This is a genomic window from Novosphingobium sp. Sphag1I, from assembly GCF_056279125.1.
On record NZ_JBWBQS010000001.1, the window covers coordinates 31,061 to 55,742 of the forward strand.

General features: G+C 60.4%; 16 protein-coding genes. 7 read left to right on the top strand and 9 right to left on the bottom strand.

Going from position 1 to position 24,682, the window contains the following annotated elements:
* Positions 1 to 136: 136 nt before the first annotated feature.
* On the top strand, positions 137 to 1,420 hold the full coding sequence (locus ACZ9HU_RS00150) for an outer membrane beta-barrel protein (RefSeq protein WP_476100944.1): 1,284 nt from the start codon (positions 137 to 139) through the stop codon (positions 1,418 to 1,420).
* A gap of 73 nt (positions 1,421 to 1,493) precedes the next feature.
* Here the strand turns inward: ACZ9HU_RS00150 and ACZ9HU_RS00155 are convergent, their stop codons facing one another.
* The 4 genes from ACZ9HU_RS00155 to ACZ9HU_RS00170 all read right to left on the bottom strand — a co-directional run bounded on the left by ACZ9HU_RS00155 (position 1,494) and on the right by ACZ9HU_RS00170 (position 6,744).
* The gene (locus tag ACZ9HU_RS00155) at positions 1,494 to 3,191 is read right to left on the bottom strand and encodes a TolC family protein (protein ID WP_476100946.1); all 1,698 of its coding nucleotides are present in this window, start codon (positions 3,189 to 3,191) and stop codon (positions 1,494 to 1,496) included.
* 135 nt (positions 3,192 to 3,326) lie between these two features.
* The gene (locus ACZ9HU_RS00160) at positions 3,327 to 4,418 is read right to left on the bottom strand and encodes a glycosyltransferase family 2 protein (RefSeq protein ID WP_476100948.1); all 1,092 of its coding nucleotides are present in this window, start codon (positions 4,416 to 4,418) and stop codon (positions 3,327 to 3,329) included.
* Positions 4,415 to 5,590 (bottom strand): glycosyltransferase family protein, encoded by a 1,176-nt coding sequence (locus ACZ9HU_RS00165; RefSeq protein ID WP_476100950.1) that lies wholly within the window; start codon positions 5,588 to 5,590, stop codon positions 4,415 to 4,417. The genes ACZ9HU_RS00160 and ACZ9HU_RS00165 overlap by 4 nt, the downstream gene beginning before the upstream one ends.
* Entirely contained in the window at positions 5,590 to 6,744 is a 1,155-nt protein-coding gene (locus tag ACZ9HU_RS00170; RefSeq protein WP_476100952.1) for an acyltransferase family protein, read from the bottom strand. The genes ACZ9HU_RS00165 and ACZ9HU_RS00170 overlap by 1 nt, the downstream gene beginning before the upstream one ends.
* Positions 6,745 to 7,380: 636 nt before the next feature.
* On the opposite strand from ACZ9HU_RS00170, the gene ACZ9HU_RS00175 reads away from it, so the two are divergent.
* The 3 genes from ACZ9HU_RS00175 to ACZ9HU_RS00185 are packed head-to-tail and all read left to right on the top strand — an operon-like array spanning position 7,381 to position 12,744.
* On the top strand, positions 7,381 to 9,561 hold the full coding sequence (locus ACZ9HU_RS00175) for a GumC family protein (protein WP_476100954.1): 2,181 nt from the start codon (positions 7,381 to 7,383) through the stop codon (positions 9,559 to 9,561).
* A 39-nt stretch (positions 9,562 to 9,600) separates the two neighbouring features.
* Positions 9,601 to 11,358 carry a type I secretion system permease/ATPase gene (locus ACZ9HU_RS00180; protein WP_476100956.1) on the top strand — a complete coding sequence of 586 codons (1,758 nt, stop codon included), beginning with the start codon at positions 9,601 to 9,603 and terminating at the stop codon, positions 11,356 to 11,358.
* A 3-nt stretch (positions 11,359 to 11,361) separates the two neighbouring features.
* Positions 11,362 to 12,744: an HlyD family type I secretion periplasmic adaptor subunit gene (locus ACZ9HU_RS00185; protein WP_476100958.1), complete on the top strand. Its 1,383-nt coding sequence runs from the start codon at positions 11,362 to 11,364 to the stop codon at positions 12,742 to 12,744.
* Between the two features lie 64 nt (positions 12,745 to 12,808).
* On the opposite strand, the gene ACZ9HU_RS00190 is transcribed toward ACZ9HU_RS00185, so the two are convergent.
* From ACZ9HU_RS00190 to ACZ9HU_RS00200, 3 genes are all read right to left on the bottom strand, one after another.
* Positions 12,809 to 14,473, bottom strand: coding sequence for a glycosyltransferase family 4 protein (locus ACZ9HU_RS00190; RefSeq protein ID WP_476100960.1), 1,665 nt, complete (start codon positions 14,471 to 14,473; stop codon positions 12,809 to 12,811).
* The gene (locus tag ACZ9HU_RS00195; RefSeq protein WP_476100962.1) at positions 14,470 to 15,828 is read right to left on the bottom strand and encodes a glycosyltransferase family 2 protein; all 1,359 of its coding nucleotides are present in this window, start codon (positions 15,826 to 15,828) and stop codon (positions 14,470 to 14,472) included. The genes ACZ9HU_RS00190 and ACZ9HU_RS00195 overlap by 4 nt, the downstream gene beginning before the upstream one ends.
* A gap of 286 nt (positions 15,829 to 16,114) precedes the next feature.
* Positions 16,115 to 16,690, bottom strand: coding sequence for a calcium-binding protein (locus ACZ9HU_RS00200; protein WP_476100964.1), 576 nt, complete (start codon positions 16,688 to 16,690; stop codon positions 16,115 to 16,117).
* 563 nt (positions 16,691 to 17,253) lie between these two features.
* On the opposite strand from ACZ9HU_RS00200, the gene ACZ9HU_RS00205 reads away from it, so the two are divergent.
* Genes ACZ9HU_RS00205 through ACZ9HU_RS00215 form a run of 3 tightly spaced genes read left to right on the top strand, consistent with a single transcriptional unit; the run spans position 17,254 to position 20,877 of the window.
* A complete protein-coding gene (locus ACZ9HU_RS00205) occupies positions 17,254 to 18,507 on the top strand; it encodes an O-antigen ligase family protein (RefSeq protein WP_476100966.1) in 1,254 nt (417 codons plus the stop codon).
* Between the two features lie 25 nt (positions 18,508 to 18,532).
* Positions 18,533 to 19,408, top strand: a complete 876-nt coding sequence (locus ACZ9HU_RS00210) for a glycoside hydrolase family 16 protein (RefSeq protein WP_476100968.1) — start codon at positions 18,533 to 18,535, stop codon at positions 19,406 to 19,408.
* A gap of 35 nt (positions 19,409 to 19,443) precedes the next feature.
* Positions 19,444 to 20,877: an oligosaccharide flippase family protein gene (locus tag ACZ9HU_RS00215; protein ID WP_476100970.1), complete on the top strand. Its 1,434-nt coding sequence runs from the start codon at positions 19,444 to 19,446 to the stop codon at positions 20,875 to 20,877.
* Positions 20,878 to 21,791: 914 nt separating this feature from the next.
* Here the strand turns inward: ACZ9HU_RS00215 and ACZ9HU_RS00220 are convergent.
* Both ACZ9HU_RS00220 and ACZ9HU_RS00225 read right to left on the bottom strand, forming a co-directional pair.
* The gene (locus tag ACZ9HU_RS00220) at positions 21,792 to 22,727 is read right to left on the bottom strand and encodes a glycosyltransferase family 2 protein (RefSeq protein WP_476100972.1); all 936 of its coding nucleotides are present in this window, start codon (positions 22,725 to 22,727) and stop codon (positions 21,792 to 21,794) included.
* A 27-nt stretch (positions 22,728 to 22,754) separates the two neighbouring features.
* Positions 22,755 to 24,644 carry an acyltransferase family protein gene (locus ACZ9HU_RS00225; protein WP_476100974.1) on the bottom strand — a complete coding sequence of 630 codons (1,890 nt, stop codon included), beginning with the start codon at positions 24,642 to 24,644 and terminating at the stop codon, positions 22,755 to 22,757.
* Between the last annotated feature and the right edge of the window lie 38 nt (positions 24,645 to 24,682).

A 24,682-nucleotide genomic window follows, 5' to 3' on the forward strand; every position in this document is an offset into this window, starting at 1 on the left:
AAGTTATTGACCTGACCTAGGAATGATACCTAACCTATACGGGTCAATCAGGAGCCATGCTGTGCCCAATATTGCTTCATCTATTTGTCATTCTGTTTCTTCGTCGACCTTGGGATGGGCTTGCGCGTTGCTGGCGATGACCTCGGCGCCCGCCTTGGCGCAATCGACGGATCTTGAATGGCGCTCCATCGTGACGCAGGGGCAATCGAGCGAGGTGCGGATGCAAACGCTGACCGTTCCCAGCACGGCGACGGTCATGGGGCGCTATCGTCCGGAATTCTTTCCGATTGGCGGGCGCATCGGCTCCTTCTTTCTCTATCCCCGCCTGACCACGTCGGTGGAGGCGAGCGACAACCTCTTCGCCAACAACAATTACAAGGCCAGCGACGTGACCACCCGCATGAATGGTCAGATGATGCTGACCTCCAATTGGGGGCGCCACGCTTTCGATATTCAGGCGTTTGCCGGACATAACCTGCACGCGCGTTATGGGCGGGAGGATACAACCACCTTTGGCGGGGTGATCGACGGGCGGCTGGATTTCGGGCGGGCCGGGGCGGTGACCGCGGTGATCAGCAGCGAGCGCGGCACGTTGGACCGCAGCGATTTTACCAGTCCCAGCAATGCGTTGAAACCGGTGATGTATGACCGCCACTTTGCCGAGGGCAAGGTGCAGCAAAGCTTTGGCCGGTTTCAGGTCAGCGCTGCGGTCAAGGCAACACGGCTGGAATATCAGGATACAATTGCCCGCGATGGAACGCTGATCGATCAGCAATTCCGCAACGGCGACTTCCTCGCCTATCAGGGCAGCGTCAGCTATCGCCTGTCCGAAGGGGTCAGGGTCATCACCAATGGCGCCTATACGGTGGCGCGATACAGCCTGCCGGTGGCCCAGGCGTTGCAGACGAACAATCTGCTGCGCAATTCGCACAAGAAGCGGGTGGAGGCGGGGCTGCGCTTTGACTTTACCGATTCTCTGGTCGGCATGGTCAAGGCCGGTTGGATGGGCGTCGATTATGCCGATACGCGCCTGCGATCCTTCAACGGTTTGGCCTTCAGCGCCGATGTGGTTTGGACCCCGCGCCGTTCCACCAGTGTCCGTATCAAGGCCGACCGCCGGATTGATGAAAACACCTCGGTCAATGCCGCAGGGCAACGGGTGACCGAGGGCAGCCTGTCGGTCGAACATGAATTGTCACCCCGCCTGTTGATCGCGGGGCGGGGGAGCTATGCCGACCTGACCCCACTGGGCAATGATCCCAAGAGCAAAGTTGCCGCGGGTGGTGGACAGGTTCGCTATCTGGTCAGCCGACGCCTCAATCTGACGCTGGACGCGATGCACCAAAGCCGGACGTCGCAAAACCCGCAGTGGCAGTTTGATGAAAACCGGGTGATGATACAGGCCGTGCTGACGCTCTGACCGGGCGCGGAATGGAGCATATCGAAAAGGGGCGGATCAGGCTGACTGATCCGCCCCCTTTTTTGTAGGCCATTTATGGGTTTGGCTCGGTAACGCTGGATTTCAGCGCCTCTCGGGCGCCCTCATCGCGGACCGGGCGCGCGCGGCTGATGCCGGGGTTAAAGCTGCGGTCGACATGCGACAGGATCTGGGTCAGGACGGGGATATTGCCCTGCCTCGACACCTTGTCATAGTGGACCGCCGGATCATACAGTTTCACATTCGGGTTCAGGAAACGCGTTTCCAATAGGCCCATCGCCCCAAGCAGGTTGAGCTTGGCCGAAGCCTCTGTGGCCACGGCATTATAGTAATTGTTGCGCATAGACTGGAACGTGCTGGCCAGAACCAGCACGTCGAACGTGCTTCGGTCGCCGGCCTTTTGTTGGCGCACGGCCCCGACATAGGCGCTCTTGGCGCGCTCCATCGCGTTCTGGAAATGGACAATGCCAAGGCGCGCGGCGGCCAATTGGTCCCATGCCGTCCCCACCGCCTCACGCGTGTCGCGCAGGGCCGAATCGATCAGGCGCCAATCCGATTCATTGTTTTCCTTGGCCTCGTTCAATCGGCCCATGCGCAGGCCGGAATCGAACAAAGGTTGAGTCAGCGCCAGTTGCACCACGACCTGCGTGTTGCGCAACTGGTTGTTATAGGGCGAATTGCTGGAATAGCCGACGCTGCCCTGTGCATCGATGCGGGGGCGGAATTCGGCGCGGGCGGCCTGTTCCTGCGCATGGGAAATGCGTTCCTTGGCCCGTGCGGAGGAGATCAGCGCGCTATTCTGTTCGGCAAAGGAATAGGCATCGGCCAGATTGGTGAAGGGCACATCGGGCAAGGTAATATCGGCCAGTTCGCCCGGAGGCGCGCCGACATATTGCAGAAATTGCTTTTGCGAGACGCCCAATTGCCCCTGCGCCCGCAGCATGACCGCCTCGGCGGTTTCGCGTTCGGATTCGGTTTGGTCCAGATCGGTTTTGGTCAGGTCCTTATATTTGAACCTTGCCCGGTTGCCTTGCAATTGCAGGTCCAGAATCGCCACATTTTCGCGCGCGATGGTCAACAAGGCCGTGTCGCGCCGAACCGCGATATAGGCGGCCACGACATTGCCCAACACCTGCATTTCGGTCAGGCGCAGCGCCTCGCGCTGATATTCGACGGCGGCGATGGCGGCCTGTTCATTGGCGGCATTGCGACCAAATGTCAGGAGCGGCTGGCTCAAAACGGCGGAGGCCGTATAGGCCCAGCCGCGTGCGCCGACCCAAAGGCCGGCCAGCAATTCCTCCTTTGTGCGGGTGAATGTGTCGGCCATCGTCACCGTCAAGGAAGGCCCATAGGCGGAACGCGCCACCGGCACCCCATAATCGGCCGAGCGGGTCTGCGCGCGGGCGGACAGCAGCAGGGGATTGTTTTTATAGGCCAAGGCAATGGCATCGCCCAGATTGGTGACGGGGGGCGACACGTTCATTTCGCGCGGGCTGCGCGGGCGGGTCTTTTGGACCGGATCGGCCAGAGGGCAGTCCATGTCCGCACGGCACACCATCGGTTCGCCCGCGGTTGATACCGGATCAACCTTGGGCAGGGCGGCCTCATCGCCTTCTTGCGTGGGGGTGATGACGGGGGCGATCTGGACCTTTCGGGCCATATTTTGCGCGCCCGCGCCATGCGGAATGACCGCAACCGCCGCGATGCCCAGCATCAGCGATGTCTTTACCAAAGAGAGTTGAGCAATACGCATGACAAGACATCACCCGATCGAAATGATTTACAGAAAGTGCATGTATTCATAGCTCTTTCCGAAAAACTCGGGCAAAGGATCGCATCCAAGACGAACCTAAATTAAGCCGCCGATCTTGTGTGGGCGATGCGTCTTTCAGTGGCCAATGTTTGTATTGCCCAAAACAATGGCCGATGGCGCTCCACTATCGCCGGGGCGGGTCAACACAAATTGCCAGAAGCCCATCGACCAGCCAAAATGCATGGTGGCCAGAGCAAGACCGGAAAGGAGCACACAGCCCGACCGCTCCTTCACCGCCAGCACCACGCCATAGGCGGCGCAGGCCGACAGCCATAACAGCATCGGCACGGCCAGCAGGGCGGCCCAAGGTTCCACCATCGACAGCATCAGCGCCAGCGCGCCGACCAAGCCGGCGGGGGCCAAGGGCACGGGAATAGCCTGTCGCAGGCGCAGCGGTGTGCGATGGCGCGCTACATTCTGCGCTCTGCCATAGCCATATCCGCGATATTGCCGCAGCAAGGCCCGCGGCGTCCGGCGCGGAAAATAGGTCAGCGCACAGGCCGGTTCCAGCCATATGCGCCCGCCCAGCGCCGACAGCCTCTTGTCCAGTTCGGCATCCTCATTGTGCGAAAAGGCTTCATCATACCCCCCCGCCTGACAATAGAGCGAGAGATCGAACAGCGCGTGATGCCCATGTTCGATCCATTGCCCATGCCCCATGTGGCGATGGGCCGCGCCGCCCGTGCCCAGCCGGGAATTTTGCGCCGCCGCCACCGCGCTTTGAAAACACGCCTTGCCATCGGTCACCATCGGCACCACGACGGAACTGGCCCCGGTCGCCTGCGCTCTGGCGATCAGAGTGGCGGCGTAATGGTCGGGATAGAGGCAATGTGCGTCGATCCGAACAAGCCAGCGATGCGCCGCGCCAAACCGCTGTACCGCCAGATTCATACCCGCGCTCTGAATCCGGCGCGGGTTGTCCAGCAGGATCAGGTTGGAATGCTGCGCCGCCAATTGCCGGACGATGGCGCGGCTTTGATCCGTGCTGCCCCCGTCGGCCACGACGATGGTGGCCGCCCCGCTCTGTTTCAGCAATTGATCGAGAAGGCCCGGCAGATGGGCTTCTTCATTCAGGCAGGGAATGACGATCAGCGCCTGGGCCAATGCCTCTTCTGCACGTGGTAACTGCGCCGTTGCGCTGGAACTTTCCAGAGTCATAGCGTTCATGCGGCACCTGTGATGATATGGAAATCTTTGAGGTTTTCGGCGTCCGATTGACACACCGCCTCTGCGGGCAGGGTGTTGACGGCCTGATGCAATGCGGCATAGTCTCGCGTGGAAAGACCGCCGAGAAAGGCGGATAATTCGGTAGCCGGTTCGTCGAACGTGACGCCCACCCCATGTTCGTTCAGCCACTGCCCGGTCGCCACATTGTTCTGTGCCAGCGGGATCGCGCCATGGGCCAGCCCTTCATAAAGGCGGTTGGGCAGCAGCCACGCGGAATTGAGCCCTTCCTCGAAATAGTCGATGGCCCAGATGAAATGGATGCGGCGATAGAGGTCGGGCAGATCAGCGGCGCTGTAACGACCCAAGAATTCCACATACGGATCATCGGCCAATCTATCGGTAAAATCGGTGCCGAATTCCGCCTCGGACGGGATACCCGCGATCACCACTTTGATCCGCCCCTGCGCCTCTGCGGCCAGTTGGCGCAGGATCGCCAGGCTGCGTTGACAGCGCAACATGCCGAACCACCCGATGACCCATGGCGGCCCGGCCGGGGGCGGCGGAGGCACGGCATGGGGAACGGCCTGCGGCGGCACCTTGTTTTCGGACAGCAGATGCGGCCCCGTCCATCCGCGCCGCTGTTTGAAATATTCGGACATGAAGAGCGGCGCGCTGACCAGAATCAAGGCGGTACGTGACAGCGCCCATTGTTCGATCCGGTGCAGCAACCTTGTCTTCCACCCCTGACCCAACAGCAGCCGATGTATGTCGAGGCATTCATAGACAAGCCTTTGCCCCGGATAGAGAATCCGGCGCCCGATCACCAAGGTTTCCAGATTGCGCGCGACGATGACATCGGCCTGCTCTGCGCACTGCCTTAACCGACCGGGCGATAGGCAATGGCGCAAGACCAGCCACGCGCGCTGCATCAACCGGCCATCCGCCGTGACGCCCAGATCGATGATCGCGGCCGAACCGATCGGCTCCTTTTGGGCATTGTGGCGACAAAAGCCCGCCAGAGTTACCTTGGCCCCATGCGTTTCAAACATGGTCAGGCGGCGGCGCACCGCCGCGTCATCGCGGTTATGCACCAGATAGAGCACTTTAGGCCGTGCCGCCGGACCGGGCGGCGGCAAATCGAGATCGACAGAGGCGATATAGGGCGGGGCCATTATTTCTTCCCCTTGCCACGCGATTTGTCATGCGATTGCGCCAGCCAGCGCGCATAGCGTCGGTTCAGCCAGACACGAGCGGGCGTTTCGACCGCAAAATAGCTGACCAGCGCTACCGCGATCGCGCAGCCCAAGGCACCCATGCGCAGCGTCAGATCCCCATCGCGCGCATAGATGTAAAACGGCTGTTGCCAGAGATAGAGCGAGTAAGAGAGCAGGCCGATGGCCCCCAGCCCGCGCCACGACAGGGCGCGCACCATCCATGCCGGGCCCTTGTCGATCCAGACCACCGCAAAGGCGATGGACGCCGTGCCCAACGTGCCGGTCCAAAAGGGCGGATGATGCAGATCACCCACAAAGCAGGCCGCCCCCAAAATCAGCGCCGCCGGAACCATCCATGCGCGAACCGCCCAGAAATCGGGATGCCATTGGCGGCTGAGAAACAGGACCGCAGGCGCCAGAATGGAGGCCACATGCACGTCCGAACGCCAATAGGCCTGATACCAGTCCTGTCCCAGAACCGCGGTGCTGATCACGCCATTGACCATGGCGAGCAAGCACAATGTCAGGATCAGCGCCCATGCGAGCCGGGGGCGATGCGAGCTGATCGTCGCGATCAGGCCCAGCGTGATATAGGCATGCTCTTCGACGCACAGCGACCAGATGTGATCCACCGCCCCGGCGTGATAGCCAAGGGCAGCGGCATAATTGTAAACCAGCAGGATGGCCGCCGCCGCATATTTTGGCCCAATCGCCAGATCGCTGGGCATCAGCGCCAGTGTGGCGACCAGCACCATGGCCAGCAGCGCGGGATAGATACGCGCGATCCGCCGGGGATAGAATTGCCGCAGGGGCATCTGCTGGACAAAAAGGATTTCCGCCATCAGCCGCCCACTGAGCACGAAGAACAATTCCACGCCCAGTTTGCCCGCCTCGAAAGACGATATGTTCAGGAAGTGTCCGGCAAGCACGAGCAGGATCGAGGCGCCACGCCATCCATCCAGAAAGGGCAGGCGGGCATGCGACATCTTGGCCGAGGCGACGCCGTCCGACGCGGTGTTGGCGTTGAGGCGGGAGGGATGCAGCCGTATGGCGCCATCCCTGTCCGGCAGATTGCCAATTGGAGTGGTGGATAGATGAGGTGAGGGGGTCAAACTGCGTTTCGCCTCGGGCGCTCCCTTTTGGCTGACGCACGAGTTTTGCCACAGTTGAGGGCAGGGTTCATGCCGCGATGCCGCCGAATTGATCGCATTTCATTCGCGTCAATTACCAATATGGCACTATCGCGGAGGCGTGAACCTATTCATTTCGCAAGAATGATTTTCGGATTATTGCGCAATATCCATTTTTCGCGGCCAATTTGTGCGATTCAGGAGGGTGAATATCGCCCCGGAAAAACCATTACGGTTTTATCCAGATCGGATTGAATGCAAATACGGATGCTCATTGATCGCGTTATGTCTGGCAAGGCGGCTCCCTTTTTTCGACATTCGGCATCTCGCTCTCGCCCGATTCGGACGGCATGGAAAAATTCCATGCAAATGGCACACAAGATGACGGTTAATCGCGGGTGAATTTCCCAATATTGTTAACATAGGTCGATGGTCGGGCGCTGGGCTTTCAATGCCTGTTTAATATCGTGCCGCGACTCAACACATGGCGTGATCGCTTTGATCGATCACCTTCTCCGAACCAAAGCCGCTTTGGACTGGTCGTCTTCGTTTCGGACCCAACTTTGGTTGTGCTTGGCCAAGAGTTACCGGAATACCCTTACGGTAAGGAGAAAGCTAATGGCCACCGCATCAGCTGAGATTAGGTATGAAAGTCCACCACAGGAGAAAAGCGAGATCCTGCCCGATCCGCGTCATCTTCTGGCGATTTTTCTAAGGCGAATCGTTGTTTTTGTTTGTGTGGCATTGTTGGTGATGAGCGCCGTTTTGGCGGCTTTGTTCATGACCAAGCCGATCTATTCTTCAACGGCCAGCATTCTTATTGAACCGCGCAAGCTCGATCCTATTGGCGGGACGCCGGTGATGTCGGGCCTGCCCGCCGATACTTATGTGGTCGATACGCAAACTCGCCTGATCGGTGCGCCCGAAGTGGCGCTGGCCACCGTGCGAGAGTTGAAACTGGCCGATAATCCGGAATTTCGCCGGGCGGATACGTCCAATTCGACCGCGCTGCCCGCGGTGAAGGACAGCGGCGGACAGGCCGTGCCGATGACGGCGGGTGAACGCAATGCCGTGGCCAGCCTGTTGGGCCGCCTGCGGATTCAGCGGTCGGGTCTGACCTATGTCATCGATGTGACGGCCACGGCGCAATCGCCCGACATGGCCGCCGCCATCGCCAACAGCATTGCGCGGCAATATCTGGCGACCCAGCGCGCGACCAAGCAGAATGAGACCGAACAGGCCGGCACCTTTGTTTCGGCCCATGCCGATGAATTGCGCCGCACGGCTTTGGAAGACGATGCCAAGCTGCAGGCCTATATCAATTCGCACAACCTGATGAGCGCACAGGGCGCAACGGTTGCCGAACAGCAGGTTTCGACTCTTAACGAGCAGATCGCCACTGCGCGCGCCAATTACGCCCAGACCGTGGCCCGTTACGAGGCCGCGCGGTCGCAATTGTCGAGCGGCGGCAGCGGCGGCGTGGGCGCGGTGGTCCAGTCCGAAACGATCCGTTCGATGCGCATCCAGGAATCGCAACAGAGCGCGCAACTGGCCGAATTGCAGGCGCGTTATGGCGATCTGCACCCCGATGTGATCCGGGCCAAGCGCAATTTGGCCGATGTGCGTCAACAGATCGCGGCGGAAACGGCGCGAATTCTGGCCTCGCTGCGTGCCGATGTGTCGGCGGCCAGTTCGAACCTTGCCTCGCTTCAGGCCAGCCTTGGCGGTGCGCGCAGCTCGCTGGTGGCCAATGGCTCGGCGCAGGTCGGCCTGTCCGATCTTCAGCGCAAGGCAGAGGCCAGCAAGACCGTCTATGCCAATTTCCTTCAGCGCTCGAAGGAAGTTGAGGGGCAGGTCAAGGTTCCGCTGCCCGATGCCAGCATTGCCGCCATCGCGCGCCCCGGTGAAAAGCCGCTTTGGCCCAATTATCCGCTGGCCCTGATGCTGGGCGGGATTGTGGCGGTCATGCTCGGTCTGGTGGCCGTGGCGGTGGCCGAATATCTGGATGACAGCATCAGCACGCGTCAGGATATTGTGAAGAACCTGCATGTTGAATATGCGGGCGGTTTGCCCGACATCAACAAGCTGCCCAAGGTTCAGGCGCAATGCGCGCCGGAGGATTACGTCCTCGACTACCCGTTCTCGGTCTATACCGAGGCCGTGCGCAACATTGGCGCTTTCCTCAAATTGAACCGGCCCGGCGCGTCCAAGGTCATTACGCTGGCCTCCTCGTTGCCGCGTGAGGGCAAGACGACTCTGGCGATCAGTTTGGCCCGCGTTCTGGCCGAAGGGCATGCGCGGGTGTTGCTGATCGATGGCGACTTGCGCCGTTGTTCGGCCAGCCAGTTGCTGGTTCCGGGCGCGCGTCATGGTCTGATCAACGTGCTCGATGGCAAGGTTTCGCTGGCCGATGCACTGGTCAAGGATGAGCGGAGCAACCTTGTGGTCCTGCCCGCTCTGGTCAAGGAAATGTCGTCTGGCGCGTTTCAGGCCGAAGCCATCGGCGCGCTGATGACCCAGTTGCGCCAACAGTTTGACGTCATCATCATCGATACGGCGCCTGTTCTGGCGGTGGCCGATACGCGCCTGCTGGGCTGGCTTTCGGACTCGACCCTGATGGTCTGCCGCTGGCGCAAATCCAGCATCAAGGCCGCGAAGGTTTCGGTCGATATCCTTAACCAATCCGGCGCTCGCGTGGTGGGTACGGCGCTGTCTTTGGTCGATACCCGCAAATATGCCTCAATCGGCGTGGGCGAGGCCTATGGCTATCATCGTAGCCTTGCGACCTATCATTCGTAAATTGGGCGAGAATATGATCCCCGCGGAATGGAGGATGCCGTGAATAAGGCGCGAATGCCCCAATCCGGGCGGGAGATGCAGATCCAGGAAGCGCTGAAAATGTGCCGCGTGTTCTTTGTGAACGCGGGAATTTTCAGCGCCTTCCTGAACATTCTCTATCTCGCACCCACGATTTATATGCTTCAGGTCTATGACCGTGTGGTTCCGACGCGTGGTTTTGCCACGCTCGGGCTGCTCACCCTGTTGTTTGTCGCTTCGGCGGCGACCATTGCGGTGCTGGACCTGATCCGCACCCGTTTGTTCGTGATCGCCAGCCAGCGGCTGGACGTGCAACTGTCGGGCAAGATTTTCGACGCCCTGATGCGGGCGGGGGCCAACAGCGGGACGGTCACCAATTCCACGCTGATGCGTGAATTTGACCAATTGCGCGGGGCTTTGACCGGGCAAGGCATGCTGGCCCTGTTCGACCTGCCATGGGCGCCGATCTACATCATCGTTTGTACGATATTACACCCCTATCTGGGCATTTTTGCCACCGTGGGCGGGCTGATTCTTGGCTTGCTCAGTTGGGTGAACGAAAAGATCACCAAGGCGGCCATTCAAAAGGTCCATGGTGCAAACCAGTCGGTTTTTCAGGCCATGGACAGCGCGCTGAACAATGCCGGTGTCATTGGCGCTTTGGGCATGCGCCCGTCCTTTGTCCGGATCCAGATTGGAGAGAGGCTTTCGACCAATCTGATCACGGCGCGGGCCGGGTTGCAGACGGCGGTCATCACATCCTTTGTGAAGGCGATCCGGTTGATGCTGCAATCGCTGGCGCTGGGGCTGGGCGCCTATCTGGTGATCAGCCAGCAGATGTCGCCCGGCGCGATCTTTGCGGCCTCGCTGCTGGTTTCGCGCGCTTTGTCGCCGATCGAAATGGTCACGGCCGCGTGGAAAAGTCTGGCGCAGGCGCGTTCGGCCTATGAGCAGATCGGAAACCTGTTCGAAGGCGTCGGGCCGGTGCCGCAACGCACGTGGCTGCCCGAGGTTCAGGGGCGGCTTCAGGTCGAAGCCTTGAGCGTGGCATCTCCTGCGCGCGATCGCCTCCTGCTTCAGGGGATCAGCTTTGGCCTGCTGCCGGGCGATATGCTGGGCGTGATCGGGCCGAGCGGGGCGGGCAAATCGACTTTGGCGCGCGCGCTGGTCGGGATTGCGCCTTTGGTGAATGGCGCGGTGCGCATTGATGGCGCCGCTCTGGCCGATTGGCCCGAACGCCAATTGACCAGCGCCATCGGCTATGTCCCACAGGAACCGACGCTGTTTCGCGGGACAATCAAAGAGAATATCGCCCGCTTTCAGGAAACCTTCCCCGGCGAAGGCGGCCTCGACGCCGAGGTCGTGCGTGTGGCGCAATTGAGCGGCGTGCATGAATTCATCCTGCGCCTGCCCAAGGGGTATGACACCGAACTCAGCTATAATGGCAGCGGCCTTTCGGTCGGACAGGCACAGCGCGTGGCTTTGGCGCGGGCGCTGTTTGGCGGGCCGCGCCTGCTGGTGCTGGACGAACCCAATTCGGCGCTGGACGCTGATGGTGAGATGCATCTGATCCGAACCTTGGCCGAATTGCGCAAAAGGCGGGTGACCATCGTCGTTGTCGCCCATCGCGCGGGCATTCTGGCCGATGTGGACAAGTTGCTGGTCATTCGTGACGGCCGCGCGGAAATGTTCGGCCCACGCAAGGATGTGATGGAGCGCCTGTCGGGCGGTCAAGCGGTCATGGCGCCGCAACCATCGGAAAAAGCGGCGGAGGATTGATCTATGTCGGACAGTAATATCGTTGCGATGGAGGTCGTCAGCACCGAAAAGATGATGATCTCTAGCGGGATCAGAACGATCGAGGAGGATAGCCAGCGCGATATCTGGGGCGGATGGGCTGTTATCCTGCTGTTCTTTCTGGGCTTTGGCATCTTCTCCTTCATGGTTCCGTTGGACAGCGCCGCCACGGCGGAAGGGGCAGTGACGGTCTATGGCAACCGCCAGACGGTCCAGCACCGCGATGGCGGCGTGGTCAGCGCGCTTTATGTTCAGGAAGGGCAGCAGGTTAAAGCGGGCCAAATCCTGCTCGAACTCAACGGCGGCGAAGTGGTCGCCAATGAACGCGCTCTGGCCAGTCAGGTGATCGGGCTTCAGGCGGAAAAGGCACGTTTGATGGCCGAATTGGTCGGTCAACGTGCCATGTATGAACCGGTCAGCTTTGCTCACCTCGATCCGCAAGACCGCAAGCTGGCCGATGATGCCATGCGGCTTCAGCGGGCCGTGCTGGACGCGCATTACACCGCCATCGGGCAACAGCGTCGGATCCTGCAAAAACAGGCTGCCCAGTTGCAGGAACGCCGCAGCGGCTTGACCAAGCAACTGACCTCCGCCGAAAAGCAGGCGTCGCTGTTTGATGATGAATTGGCGGGCGTGCGGGCTCTGGCCGAACAAGGCTATGCCAGTATGAACCGCGTGCGCGAACTGGAACGCGCGCGGGCGCAATTGTCGGGACAAAATGCCAGCCTGTCGGCCGATCACGCCTCGGTGGGGGCGCAATTGGGCGAAACGCAAATGCGGTCGATGTCTTTGGGCACCGATAATGACCGCGTGGCCGCCGATGAAATGCGCAAGGTGGATGAAAATCTGGCCGACATCCTGCCCAAATGGAATGCGGCGCGTCATCTGGTCGAAGCCACAAAGATCCGGGCGACGGCATCGGGTTCGGTGGTGGGCCTGTCGGTCTTTACCGTGGGCGGCGTCATCGGCGCGGGCCAGAAATTGATGGAGATCGTGCCCAAGGAGGCCAATCTGGTCGTCACGGCCAAGGTCAATCCCAATGAGGCCAATGACCTGCGTGTCGGCGATGTGGCCGAATTGCGCTTTCCTTCCCTGCACGAACGTCGTTTGCCGATGATTGAGGGCAAGGTGACGCGGGTTTCGGCCGATATCCTGTCGGATGAAAAGTCGAACACATCCTATTACACGATCGAGGTGACGGTCGATCCGGCCGATATTGAAAAGATCAACCAGCTCAAGGGGCGGACCTCCGCTTTGAAGCCGGGCCTGCCCGCACAGGTGCTGGTCAAGGCGAAGAAGCGCACTTTGATGGAATATCTGCTGGAACCCTTCCGTCAGGCCCTGTGGCGCAGCGGGCATGAGCTGTAATCAGGCATAGAAAAAGCCCCCTTGGCGGTTTCCACACCGCCAAGGGGGCTTTTTCATATGTGCCTTATTCAACGACGTTCAGATAGCCCACCTTGATCAACCACGCCGCATGGCGCAGCAAAATCGGCGGCGGCACATCGGGGATCGCGGTCATCAGGGCGCCGATCTGAACCTTCTGACCATTCATGATGGCCCCGATCCGGGCGATCAGTTCGGCGGGAGGCAGCAAGTTTTCGACCAGCCGCGTGGCGTCCAGATTGACCCCAGCATCGGCTCCCGGCCCCACCCAAACATTGGGCGTCAGGTGGCGCGTGGCAAATCCCGCAAAGATGGTGAAAGGATCGCTGGCCGCCGGATCGGGCGATTGGTGGCGCATCAGCGCGGGCGGAGCCTTTGCCCTGATCTCGGCCAATTCGGCCCACAGGTCCTGATACGCCCGGATCACCACGGGCCAGACATAGAGGGCTTTGACGCGCGCCTTGCCCGCGGCCCCCATCTTGACCCGCAACGCAGGATCGGCGGCCAGTGTCGAGAGAGCCTTTGCCGCCGCATCAATATCCGCGCTGGTGAACTGGCTGACCGATCCGATATAGGCGTCGTAATTGATCCACCCTTCGGCGTAAAATCGCGCAATGTCACCGGCATGTCCCGGCGGCGGTTGAGTGGTGGGAATCAAAAAACCGGTTTCTCCATCCACGACACTGTCGCGAAAACCGTCCCAGTCGGACACCACCACCGGCAGCCCCGCCGCCATGCCCTCGACTGGGGCCAGTCCAAAGCTTTCCTGAACATTGTCGGCCAATTGATAGAAGATGTCGGCGGCCGCCCACGCTTCCCTACGCAGGTTTGCCTTGCGCCCGTCGACAAAGGAAACGCGGACCGACGGGGCCAATCGTGCCGCCGCCTGGCGAAAGGCGGCCTGTTGGTGGTCATTGGCGAACCAACCGACAAACAACATCGCCATTTTTCCGCCATGGGGCACATGGGCCGCTGCGCGCTCCAACGCCATCAGCATCGGCGCCGGATTGGCTTTCGCATGCATGGACAGGCGGCCAACATAGACACAGGCCACGTCATGCCGGTCGATACCCAGCTTTTGCCGCGCCTTGTTCCGCAATCCGTCCAACCCGTCAAAGTCATTCGCGGCCACGGCCAGCGGGATCACCGGCAATTGCGGCAAATCCAGCGCGCGCGCGCCATAGCGCTCCACCGCGAAGGCCTGCTGCTGCTCAATCAGGCGCAGGGTCACATCGCGGATCGCCCGCGACGGGCAAATCAGCGCGTCCCACGCATGGAACGGCGCCGATACCAATTCGGTCACCGCGCGCATCGCCCGGTCGCTGGACAAAGTATGGGTCAAGCCACAGATGCTGTAGCGCGCCGCGCCAAAATAGCGCCTGCGCCACGCATGTTCGGTCAGGCTGGGGTGATAGCAGAACAGAGTCCCGGCTTGTTCCAGCCCCGAAACGTCACGGGTGTTCATCCAATGGGCGCGGGCTGACGGGGCCAATTGCTTGACCACCTGTTCAAAGCTGGCTCCGTCGGCGGCGGAACGCACGAGGGCGCCGAAATCATCGCCACCGGAATGTTTCAAATAGGCCCGTAAAAATCCTTCGCCCGCCGCCTGTCGCCCCATGGGGGTTTGATTTTGCATGGAAAAGGCTTCGGGCACATAATCAATCGTGGCCAAAGCCCGCACACGATCCATCAGCGGTTCGGCAATGGTCACGCCGCCACCAGCGCGCCCGCTTGTTCATCCCACGCCAGGCGCGTTTCGACCGGCTTGATCAGAAAGCTTTCCGCATCCGCCGCCTTGGGCGTATCGACCAGCACCGCCTCCAGGCTGGGATAGGCCGATTGCGCCACGATCAGCGGTTCAAACGAAGGGCCGGCCACTTTGACATAGCGGTCGCCGCGCCGCTCCCACCCGGCCATGGAGACTTGATCATAGCTGCCCAGATCAGCCGCAGGAAAGCTGTCCGGCGTTTGAGCGTCAGGGGCAAAGGGCAGGACCAACCGGGGGCTGAGGCTCTTTTCCCGCAAGGCAAGGCCGATGGCGTCCAGACGGGCGCGGCCTTCATCATCCAGCACCCGCGACGTCAGCACCGCCGCACATGCGCCGGGCAAATCGGCGGTCGCGCGTTGCCTCCGCATCCGATCCACCCGCGCCTGTATCGGCAAGGCAAGCAGGGCCGCCGCCCCCGGATTACGGGCCATTTCGGCCAATGCGACGCCCCATTGCCTCCCCTTGATCGCGCCGACCAGCGTGTCAAAGGCCAGCGCCCGATCCAGTGACGCATGTCGTTCCAGTCTGGCGGCCTCAACCTCGGTTTGTCCCGCGATGCGCTGTGAAAATTCGATATCGGCCTGCTTCAGCGCCTCAATCTGGGCGCGCTTCAACTTGGCCGAATTGGAGCTGGAATGCTTGCGATAGAAATACCACGGTTCGGGCAGAAGGTAGAATTCCAGCCCATGTTCGAGCAGGCGTAGCAGGAAATCATAATCCTGCGCCAACCGTAGGGCGGGGTCATACCAGACGCCGCTATCCCGCCATTTTTCGGCGCGCACCATCGGTTTGACATAACCGAGCGAACCATACCGGCCATACATCGGATTGCCGCGCACAAAATCGGCCAACGAGACATGATGCCCGCCGCGCGCATGATTGCCCCCCAGCAGGCCGTGGGGCGCACGTTTGCCATCATCGTAAAAGGTCAAAAGATCATCGGCGATAATATCCGCGCCTTGTTCATCGGCGGCCTCGATCAGCTTGGCAAGGCGGTGCGGATACATCAGATCATCGCTGTCCAAAACGGCCAGCCATCGGCCATTGGCGTGGCGCAGCGCCATGTTGCGCGCGACAGCCGACCCGGAATTGCGTTCCAGCCGATGCACTTGGACAAGGCCGGGGAATTCATCGGCCATGGCCTGTGCCACCGCCACGCTGCCGTCGGATGAGGCGTCATCGACAAACACAACCTCGACCGAAACGCCGCATTGTTGCAGGGCCGAGCGGATCGATTGCGCGATATAGGGTTCGCAATTGAAGTTCGGCATGATGATCGAAACGTCGAATGTCGGCATGGCACCGCCTTTATAAATAAGCTGTGCAGCCCGCCGATCACCTTGCGCATCATGGCGTCAAAGGTTCAGCGCCTGCGCCGTCAAATCTATCAGCCTTGTCCGGCCATGGCTCATCCAAATGGCTCTTTTCTGGTGGGATTATAAGTAAGAACCCGCGTATTTGGATCGACTTTGTCCGGGCGCGCGGTATGATTCTTTATGATTTATGAAAAAAGGCGCCGACGTGTGCGAACACGCCGGCGCCTTTTTTTGAGTGACTGCATTCAGCGAATGCGTTCACATCAAATCAATACCACTTAATATCGCCCGAAGCCGACGACAGGGCCTGACCATTGAGCGACACGATGCCGATCGTATAGTCATGGCCGGTCGCGGCGTCATGCAGGTTGTAGTAATAGAGCACAGCGTCCGGGCTGGTCGTCGGGGCGGTATAATGCGTCGACGTACCCGTCACGGTCAGGGTCGAACCAGCGCCAAAGCCGGTCAGCAGCAGCAGGTCATTGTTGCCCGAAACCCAGGTCGCAGCGCCCTGAAAATCGGTGATCAGCTTCTGGGTCGTCGCGCCCGAGAGCGAGGCGTCCAGATCGGCGGCCTTGATCAGGAACGTGTCATTGCCCGCACCGCCCGACATGCGGTCGATGCCCGAACCGCCCCAAAGCGTGTCATTGCCTGCGCCACCGTCAAGACGGTCGTTACCGGCGCCGCCGTACAGCTTGTCATCGCCTGCACCGCCCAGAAGATAATCGTTGCCGGTGCCACCGATGAACGTGTCGCCATAGGCCGAGCCGTAGACGGTGTTGCCGCTGTTATCGAGGGTCTGGGTCACTGCGCTGGTTGAATAGGTATAGTTATAGGTAGCCATAAAATCGCCTCCACTGGCACTGGCGGACCGAATCTAATCATTCCCCTCCAGTTCGCTTTGCATTCTAGTCCAAAGAAGAAAGTGGTAAATACGAAAAAAATACTTTTCAAACCACTATGAACCAAAATTTATCAAGTGAATATGCCGTGGCAAACAATAGCTTGGAGTAATTTTGGTTGCAAGAAAAGAGGTATTTTGGATTAAGTTTATTAAATTAAGGGTTAATACTTAAATATTGGTCCGCGAATTTGCCTTCGTGGTGGGCCGATATGGGGTGATGGAGAAATCTTCGCGACAATCGTTCGGCGCAATCTTGCGCATGAAACCGTTATGGGACCGCGTCGATTCGTTCCTGCGGCTTCGCTGGTGTGAAATGCCGATGGGTGCGACTTGCGCCTGATCTCCTCCAAAGGCGATCCATCTGTCCTTTCCCCTATACGGCCTTGCGGATTAGCGTTTAGGAAGAAGGGGCGGCATTCTGGCTGATCGTCTTCGAATCTATCCCATTTTTTACTGGGTGATCCATGGACCAATTCAGTCAGCCTCTGTTCTCGCCTATTCCCATGGGTCCGGTTGCCCCGGTGCGCCCCATTCATGGCGCGCTGCGCATGACGGGGGAAACGTGGATTTCGCTGGCGACCTTTGCGCTGCTCCTGTTCCTGCCCCAATCGCATGGGGCCTCGCCCTATCTGCTCATCGGCCTTTACACTGTGATCACAATCCTCCGCCCGGCGGAATCGACGCGCCGGATGCAGGGGCGGTGGATTTTGTTCGCCCCGGGATTTTTTGCCTTGCTTTCGGTTGCGTGGTCGATTGAACCGATCACCACGCTTCGGCTCAGTCTGGAGCTTATCTTTACGATCTATATCGGCCTGTGGCTGGCGGGTTCTCCGCGCCCCGGTGACGTGCTGGCCGGGCTTGCGCTGGCGGGCATGGTCTATCTGCTTCTGGCGCTGGTTTTGGGGCAAACGGTGGCGGTGGGGCTGACGCCGGGCCAAACGGCTTTCTCCGGCTTCAATTCGGGCAAGAATCTGTTTGGTGATATTGCCGCCATCGGCATTCTGGCCATGGTCGGGCTGCATTTCGAAATCTGGATGAAGCGTCCGATTGTCACCTTCCTGCTCTTGCTTGCTCTGTTGGCGGAGGTGAACGCCATTATCCTCTCGCAATCGGCAGGGGCGATTGTGGCCGGTTTCGGTGGCTGCGTGGTGATGGTGCTGATGGTGGTCATGGGGCGTGTGGGGCCGGTTGTTCGCGCGTGGCTGCTGATCCTGCTGGCGCTTTCGGCTTTGCTGGCGTTGACCGCCTATCTGGTGGCGGGCGATGCGTTGATGCAGGCCTTGCTGGCTATGTTCAACAAGGATCCGACGCTGACCGGGCGCCAATATCTCTGGGCCAGATCGGAAGATATTATTGCCGGTCATTCGGTTCTGGGGCTGGGCTACAGCGCGTTCTGGGTGCCGGGCAATATCGATGCCGAAGGACTGTGGACCTGGGCGCGTATTCCGGCGCGGTCCGGTTTCAATTTTCACAACACGATCATCGAAAACCTGGTCGAGGTTGGCTATGTCGGCGTGACCGTGCTGGGTGTCACGGCCTTGGTGGGGACGGCGGGCCTGTTGCTCCGGTCTATGCGCCATGGTGAAACGGCCGCGGCCTGTTGGCTGGCGATCCTTGCGTATGAATGCACGCGCATTCCGATTGAGGCTTTGGGGCCGCTGCCTTTCTATCATACCACGGTGCTGGTCTGGGTCGCATGGGGCATGGCATGGCCGCATGCGGGGCATCGTAAAGCGGAAATGGCGCGCTATGATTAGGCGTGGCCGTGTTGGGCTCTGGGCCGTGGCTTGTACGGCTTTGCTCTCATGGGCGGGCGGATGCGCCGGGGCAAAGGAAAGCCCGCCGACGCCCTTGGCGGAACCCGCGCCCTCGGCCAGCCTGCCTTTTGCCGTGCATTTGACCTTTCAGGATGAATTCGACGACTTCTCACTCTTTGACGAAAACAGCTTTGCCGGACGTTGGCGCACTCAATTCGGCTATGGCGGCCCATCGGCGGTCGAAAGCCGCAGCTTGGTCAGCAATGGAGAGCGGCAGGCCTATGTTGATCGCGCTTTTCGCGGCGTGGGCGCCGCAACGATCAACGTCGATCCGTTCCATGTCGCCAATGGCGTTTTGACCATCACCGCGGAAAAAGCGACGCCTTCGACCAAGGCGGCGATCTGGGGGCTGGACTACACCTCCGGCATGATCGCCTCACGCTTCAGCTTTGCCCAGCGTTATGGCTATTTCGAAATGCGCGCCGCTTTGCCGGTGGGAAAGGGATTGTGGCCCGCCTTCTGGCTGTTGCCGATAGACAAAAGCTGGCCGCCGGAAATTGACATTGTTGAGGCGATTGGCGGGGACCATCTCTATTTCACCCCCCATTGCCCCGGTCAGCGGAGTCAGCCTGCGGGCGACAGGAAACTGGCCAATCCCACGGCGTTTCATACATTTGGCCTGTTATGGACGGCACAACGCCTGCACTGGTATGTTGACGGGCAACAGGTGGCCGAGGCGCCGACCTGCCCGGCGATGCGGCGGCCGATGTACATTTTGGCCAATCTGGCCGTGGGGGGCAAATGGCCGGGCAATCCTGACGCCAGCACGCAATTTCCGGCGCAGATGCAGCTGGATTATATCCGCGTCTGGCAATTGCCCGACGCCATGGCGCGCGATTGATCGCCGCAAATTTCGTAAGGATTTAGGGGGCACTTATGTCTGGGGCGGCCGGTTATGGCAAAATGCATACGGCGATTTCGGCGGTCAATGCCGGGCTGGCGGTGTTGGCGCCGTTGGGCATGTTTGTCTATTTCAGCCGCCATTTGCCCCCGACCATCATGGGGGTGATGGCCTTTTGCCTTGCCTGGGTTGAGGTGTTGAAGGCCCTGTGTCCCAATGGCTTGTACGAGGCCATGCTGGTCGACCGCGAGGCGGATCGCGCGCGCGACGCGGCGGCGGGCGGATTGCTGATGGCCTGCGCTTTGGGGGCCAGTGCCATTTATATGGGCGTGGTGTTGTTGTCCTTGCCGCGCATGGGCGGTGCGGGGCTGACACTGGCGGCGGTCTGTGTCGGGGCGAAACTGACCTTTGACACGCTGGCCCAGCATCCCACCGCTTTGCTCGCCCGGAGGCAGGCCTATGGCGCCATGGCCTCGCGCGGGTTGTTGAGCAATGTGGGCGGTATTGTGGTGGGGCTGGCCATGTCGGATCGGGTGGGGCCGGTCTGGGGCATGGTGGGCTATTATCTGGGGCAATCCATGCTCAACTGGCTGGCAGTGATTGTCGCGGGCGGCGGGGCGGCGGTGTCGCTCCACTGGCGCAAGGCCGCGCCCCTGATGCCGGTGGCATGGATGTCCAGCCAGGTGCGGGCGATCGGTACGCTCAACAATTTCCTCGATCAGGTGTTGATCGGTGCGATCCTGACGCCCGCCACCCTTGCTATGTATAATCTGGGCAAGAGGGTGGATATGGCCCAGATTGCCGCGTCGCAGGCCTTTGTTTCCACGCTCTATCAACCCCGGTTTGCCGCGCATCAGGGCGATGGTCTGAGCCGCGATTTCCGAAAGGCGATGGCGATGATGACCTTTCTGTTCGGTGTGCCCAGCGCGGTTCTGGTGGTCCATGCCGATACGGTGGTGTCGCTGATTTTCGGCGCGCAATGGATGATGGCCGCGCCCGTGGTGCAAGCGATGGCGATTGGCGGATATTCGCGGGTGATCGCCAATGTTCAGGGGGCCTATTTTTCCACCCATGGACAAAACCGGCTGCTGCGCAATCGCACGTTGATTTCGACGGCGATGACCATTGGCCTTGTGGCTTTGGCGCGCTGGATCGGCATGGCGGAGGTGGCTTGGGCGATCACGCTCAAGAATGTCGCGGTGTGCTTGTGGTCGGCGCGATTGACCCGTCATTTGATGCCGCTGCGTGATTTCGGCGCGGTCGTGATTGGCCTGCCTGCGGTGGGCATGGTGGGCGCTCTGGCGGTGGTGTTGGCCGGCGGGGCGCAGGCCGTCGCCTATGGCTGGATGGGGACGGTTGCGCTTTGGGCCATGTCGGGCGGGGCAGCCCTGTTGGTGGCGGGGGTGGTTCATCAGATCATGGCGGGCGGCGACTGGCGGCGGATGCTGCGGCCTGCGGTTCGCGCTTGATCGCGGCGGCGTGCGGGAGGTGGGGGGCAGTAGGTGATTGACGCGGAAGCTTTTGCGCCATGTGAGGCGGCGCTGGTCGATGCAAATCGACGGATTTTGAGGTTTTCCGTCTTGAAGCTAACGCTCCGGAGACGGTGCCAAAGCTTCGGCTGCCTGAATGACAGCAATCGCCCCACTTGCGGACGAAGTGACACATGATAGTTTGAACCATGCACGCTCGCTTTCTTCTGACAACTGCCGTTGCGGTATTCGCCACAGCTGCTACCGCGCAGACGGTCGGCAACCCACCTGACAATTCAGGGGACGTTATACGCGGGGCCTGGGCTGATCCGGCGAAATGCAATCGAACAATTGCCCTTCATCTTTCGTTCGACGACGTGCTACGGCGAGCTGAAGCGCTGAACGGCACCTGTGTGGCGGTCCAAGGCTTCTGGGCGCGCCGCGCCCTCTTTAGGCGTGCGAGCCAAGCCAACGCTAATAGCTCAAACTCTGATCGGTCAGTTAGAGGTCATCGCATTGGCATCTACGCTCGCGAGCAAGTTCTTGAGCATGCTCCCCAACGGGCTGCGCGCTACACGATGGTCGGCATCATTGGGCAATGTGAAACTGAGTGGCCGGGTGCGATGATGGTGCTTGGTTATTGCCATTTCACGGGCGGGCCAATCTTGAAGATCGCTGAAGTCGTGCCGCTCTCGACAGCCAACGGCAGCTTCCCACCAATCCCGGCCATAGCCAGCGCTATGCCCCCCCAAAAACTTTGCCGACATCCCCCCGCCGCGAAGCGGCTTTCAAAACCAGTCGGTCGGCGTCGGGGCGCGTCATTGCCTTTCGGGCGCAACAGGGACAGTAAGGGGATTGCAAAGGGCACCCGCCCTTTGCCCGCCGGAGGCATCTTCCTTTAATCCACTTTGCCCCTAGGCCGGGGCGGAATATTCGCGATAGGGTGCAAATCCCAGCGCCGAGGCAAAGACCCCGACGTGCAGCGCGGCGCGCAACACATGGCCGGCGGCCTTGGGCGGGCGGGGCAGGTTGAGCGCGGCCAGTAGCAGGAAAATGCCGGCCTTGACCATGGCCATGGCTGAACCTTTGATCATCTGCCCATCCTGACGCAGGACGATGAAATGGACCTGTCCGCTGCGGAACCGCCGCTTGATCAACCAGCCCAGCGTCATGCGTGAAAGCGGCGTAGGTTCCTCGACCACTGCGCCGGGGGCATAGGCCAGCTTGCCACCGTGCATGTACATTTCGCGAAAGAAGATCGTGTCCTCCCCACCGATTTGCCCCAGTTCTTCGCGAAAGCGCAGCCCGTGGCGGCGAACAAAGTCCATGTCGATCAGGACATTGCACGTATACCCCTTCCACGGCGGGTCCTGCGGGGCCATCTGGTTCGAGTGGAAATCTTCCCCCGCGATCCACGATGGCGCGCCGCTTTCGGGATAGATCGCGCGGGCGATGCCGAACACCGCTTGCTGCCCTTGGCGATGGGCCAGAAGGTTGGCGACCCAATCGTCCATCGCCACTTCATCATCATCCATAAAGGCCAGCCAGCGCGTCGTGCAGGCGTCCAGCCCGGCATTGCGCGCCGTGGAAATGTTGAAGCGCGGCGCGTGGATATATTCCAGATCCAGCCCGTTTGCCCGTCCCATCGCAACGATGTCGGAGCGGCGGCGATCATGGTCATCATTGTCGATCACCAGTACGCGCAACTGCGTCTGATCGGGCATGATCTGTTGCCCCAAAGAGCGCAGCGCATCCTCGATCTGGGGGCGGCGCAGGGTGCAGATCGCGACCGTCACCTGTTCAGGCGCGTCGGTCGAAGCGGTCATCATTGTGTCAGCAAGGTTGTTCACCCGTCTGGCCCCTTTTCAGAGATGAAATTACAATTGCACGCCGCGATGTTGCGCCATCGAGGGGAAATAGGCCTCGACCGCCCGCATACTGCCTTCGCGTGAGAAATGGCCGTAATCGACGAAGTAATAGGCCGAGCCGGACTTGTACTGGCAAAGGCGGCCATCGCAAAAGGCGCCCATCGGGTCGATGAAGCTTGCACCCTTGGTGAGCGCGACCATCTTTGCGTTGAAATCGGCGTCCACCGACGTCATCCACCGGCTTTTGTCCCCCTGCGCCATTTGACCCGAAAGATAGTCGATCCGCTGAACGTCCATCGCAAATTCGGGCGATTGGCCGATGATGATCACCCGCACCCCGGCACGGCGCAGAGTCTCAATCGTATCGGGCAATTCGAGCAGGGTGTGCCGGGGCACATCGGTCCATTTCGCGGCCATTACGACGGTGTCAATATGCTGCTGACGGATCAGATCGGGGATACGCTGGTTCGATTTCCGACATCCCGTGCGCGCCAGCGAATTATAGCTGAGCAGCGGAGGGCATCCGGCAAACGTATATTGCAACACGTCCGAGTTGATCAGCGCGCCATGGCGCAAAATGCCCGGCGTATATTGCGCGGCAAAGGAATCGCCCCACAACAGAATGCGCCCCTTTTCTCCGTGGATGCGGGTGCATTTGGCCGCATCCCAATCGATGGGCGTGGTGGGGTCCTGATGGAAACATTGCGCGCCGCCCCAATCCTCCAGACCGGCGACCTTTTGCTGATGCCAAAGGGGATAGCGTCCGGCAAAGCCATCGCCCATTACCGGAACCAGTCCAAAAGCCACCCCGGCCAGCCCCGTGGCCACGCCGCCCACAATCACATGGCGCATGTAACGCGGATCGATATGGCGGGTGGGCTGTTCAATAAAGCGCCATGACAGCAGGCCCAGCATCAGGCTGATGGCGGCCATGATCAGGCCCTCAACCGGGGTGGGTGCGCGCAACATGCGATATTGGAACAGCGCGGCGATGGGCCAATGGACCAGATAGACCGAATAGGAAATCCACCCGATCCACACGGCGGGACGCCATGACAGAGCGCGGCCCACCATGCTCAATTCCGAACGACCACGGGCATTCGTCCCGGCCGCAATGCAGAATGCCGTGCCAAGGCAGGGGAGCAGCGCATACCAGCCGGGGAACGGGTCATCCTCATGCAGGAACAACATGCCCGCGCCGATCAAACCCGCGCCGATAAAACCAAGCGCTTCTCGCTGTGTTCGGGACAATGACAAATCGGGATCGCGCGTGGCCAGCCAGACCCCGATCAGCAATTCCCAAGCGCGCGAGGGCAGACCGAAAAAGCCGAATGTCGGCGCCAGAAAGATCGCGGCAACGCTGGCGCACAGGCTGATCAACATGATGACCGCCAGCGCCCACAGGCTTTTGCGCGTGGACAGGCGCGTCAGGGCATAGATCAGGATCGGCGCGAAAATATAGAATTGCTCTTCGACCGAGAGCGACCAAGTGTGCAGCAAAGGTTTGGTTTGCGCCGCGCTGGCAAAATAGCCCGATGTTTTCCAGAAATAGAAATTAGAGGCAAAGCCGCTGGCCGCCGCCGCCGATTTGCCAAAATCGATCAGATCATCGGGCAGCAGCAGAAAATAGCACGCAACACTGGTCAAAAGCAGCGTGGCGGCAAAGGCCGGCGTGATGCGGCGAAAGCGTTTGAAATAGAAATTGCCGATGCTGAAACGCTCTTTGGCAATATCGTGATGGATGCTCTTGGTGATGACATAACCCGAAATCACAAAGAACACATCGACGCCGGTATAACCGCCGGGGATGAAGCTGAACCCGAAATGGAACAGCAGCACCGACAGAATGGCGACGCAACGCAGGCCGTCAATGTCATCGCGCCTGGCCGAAACAATCATCCCATGCTCCTGTTACCTGCCGCCAAAGGGTTGGAATG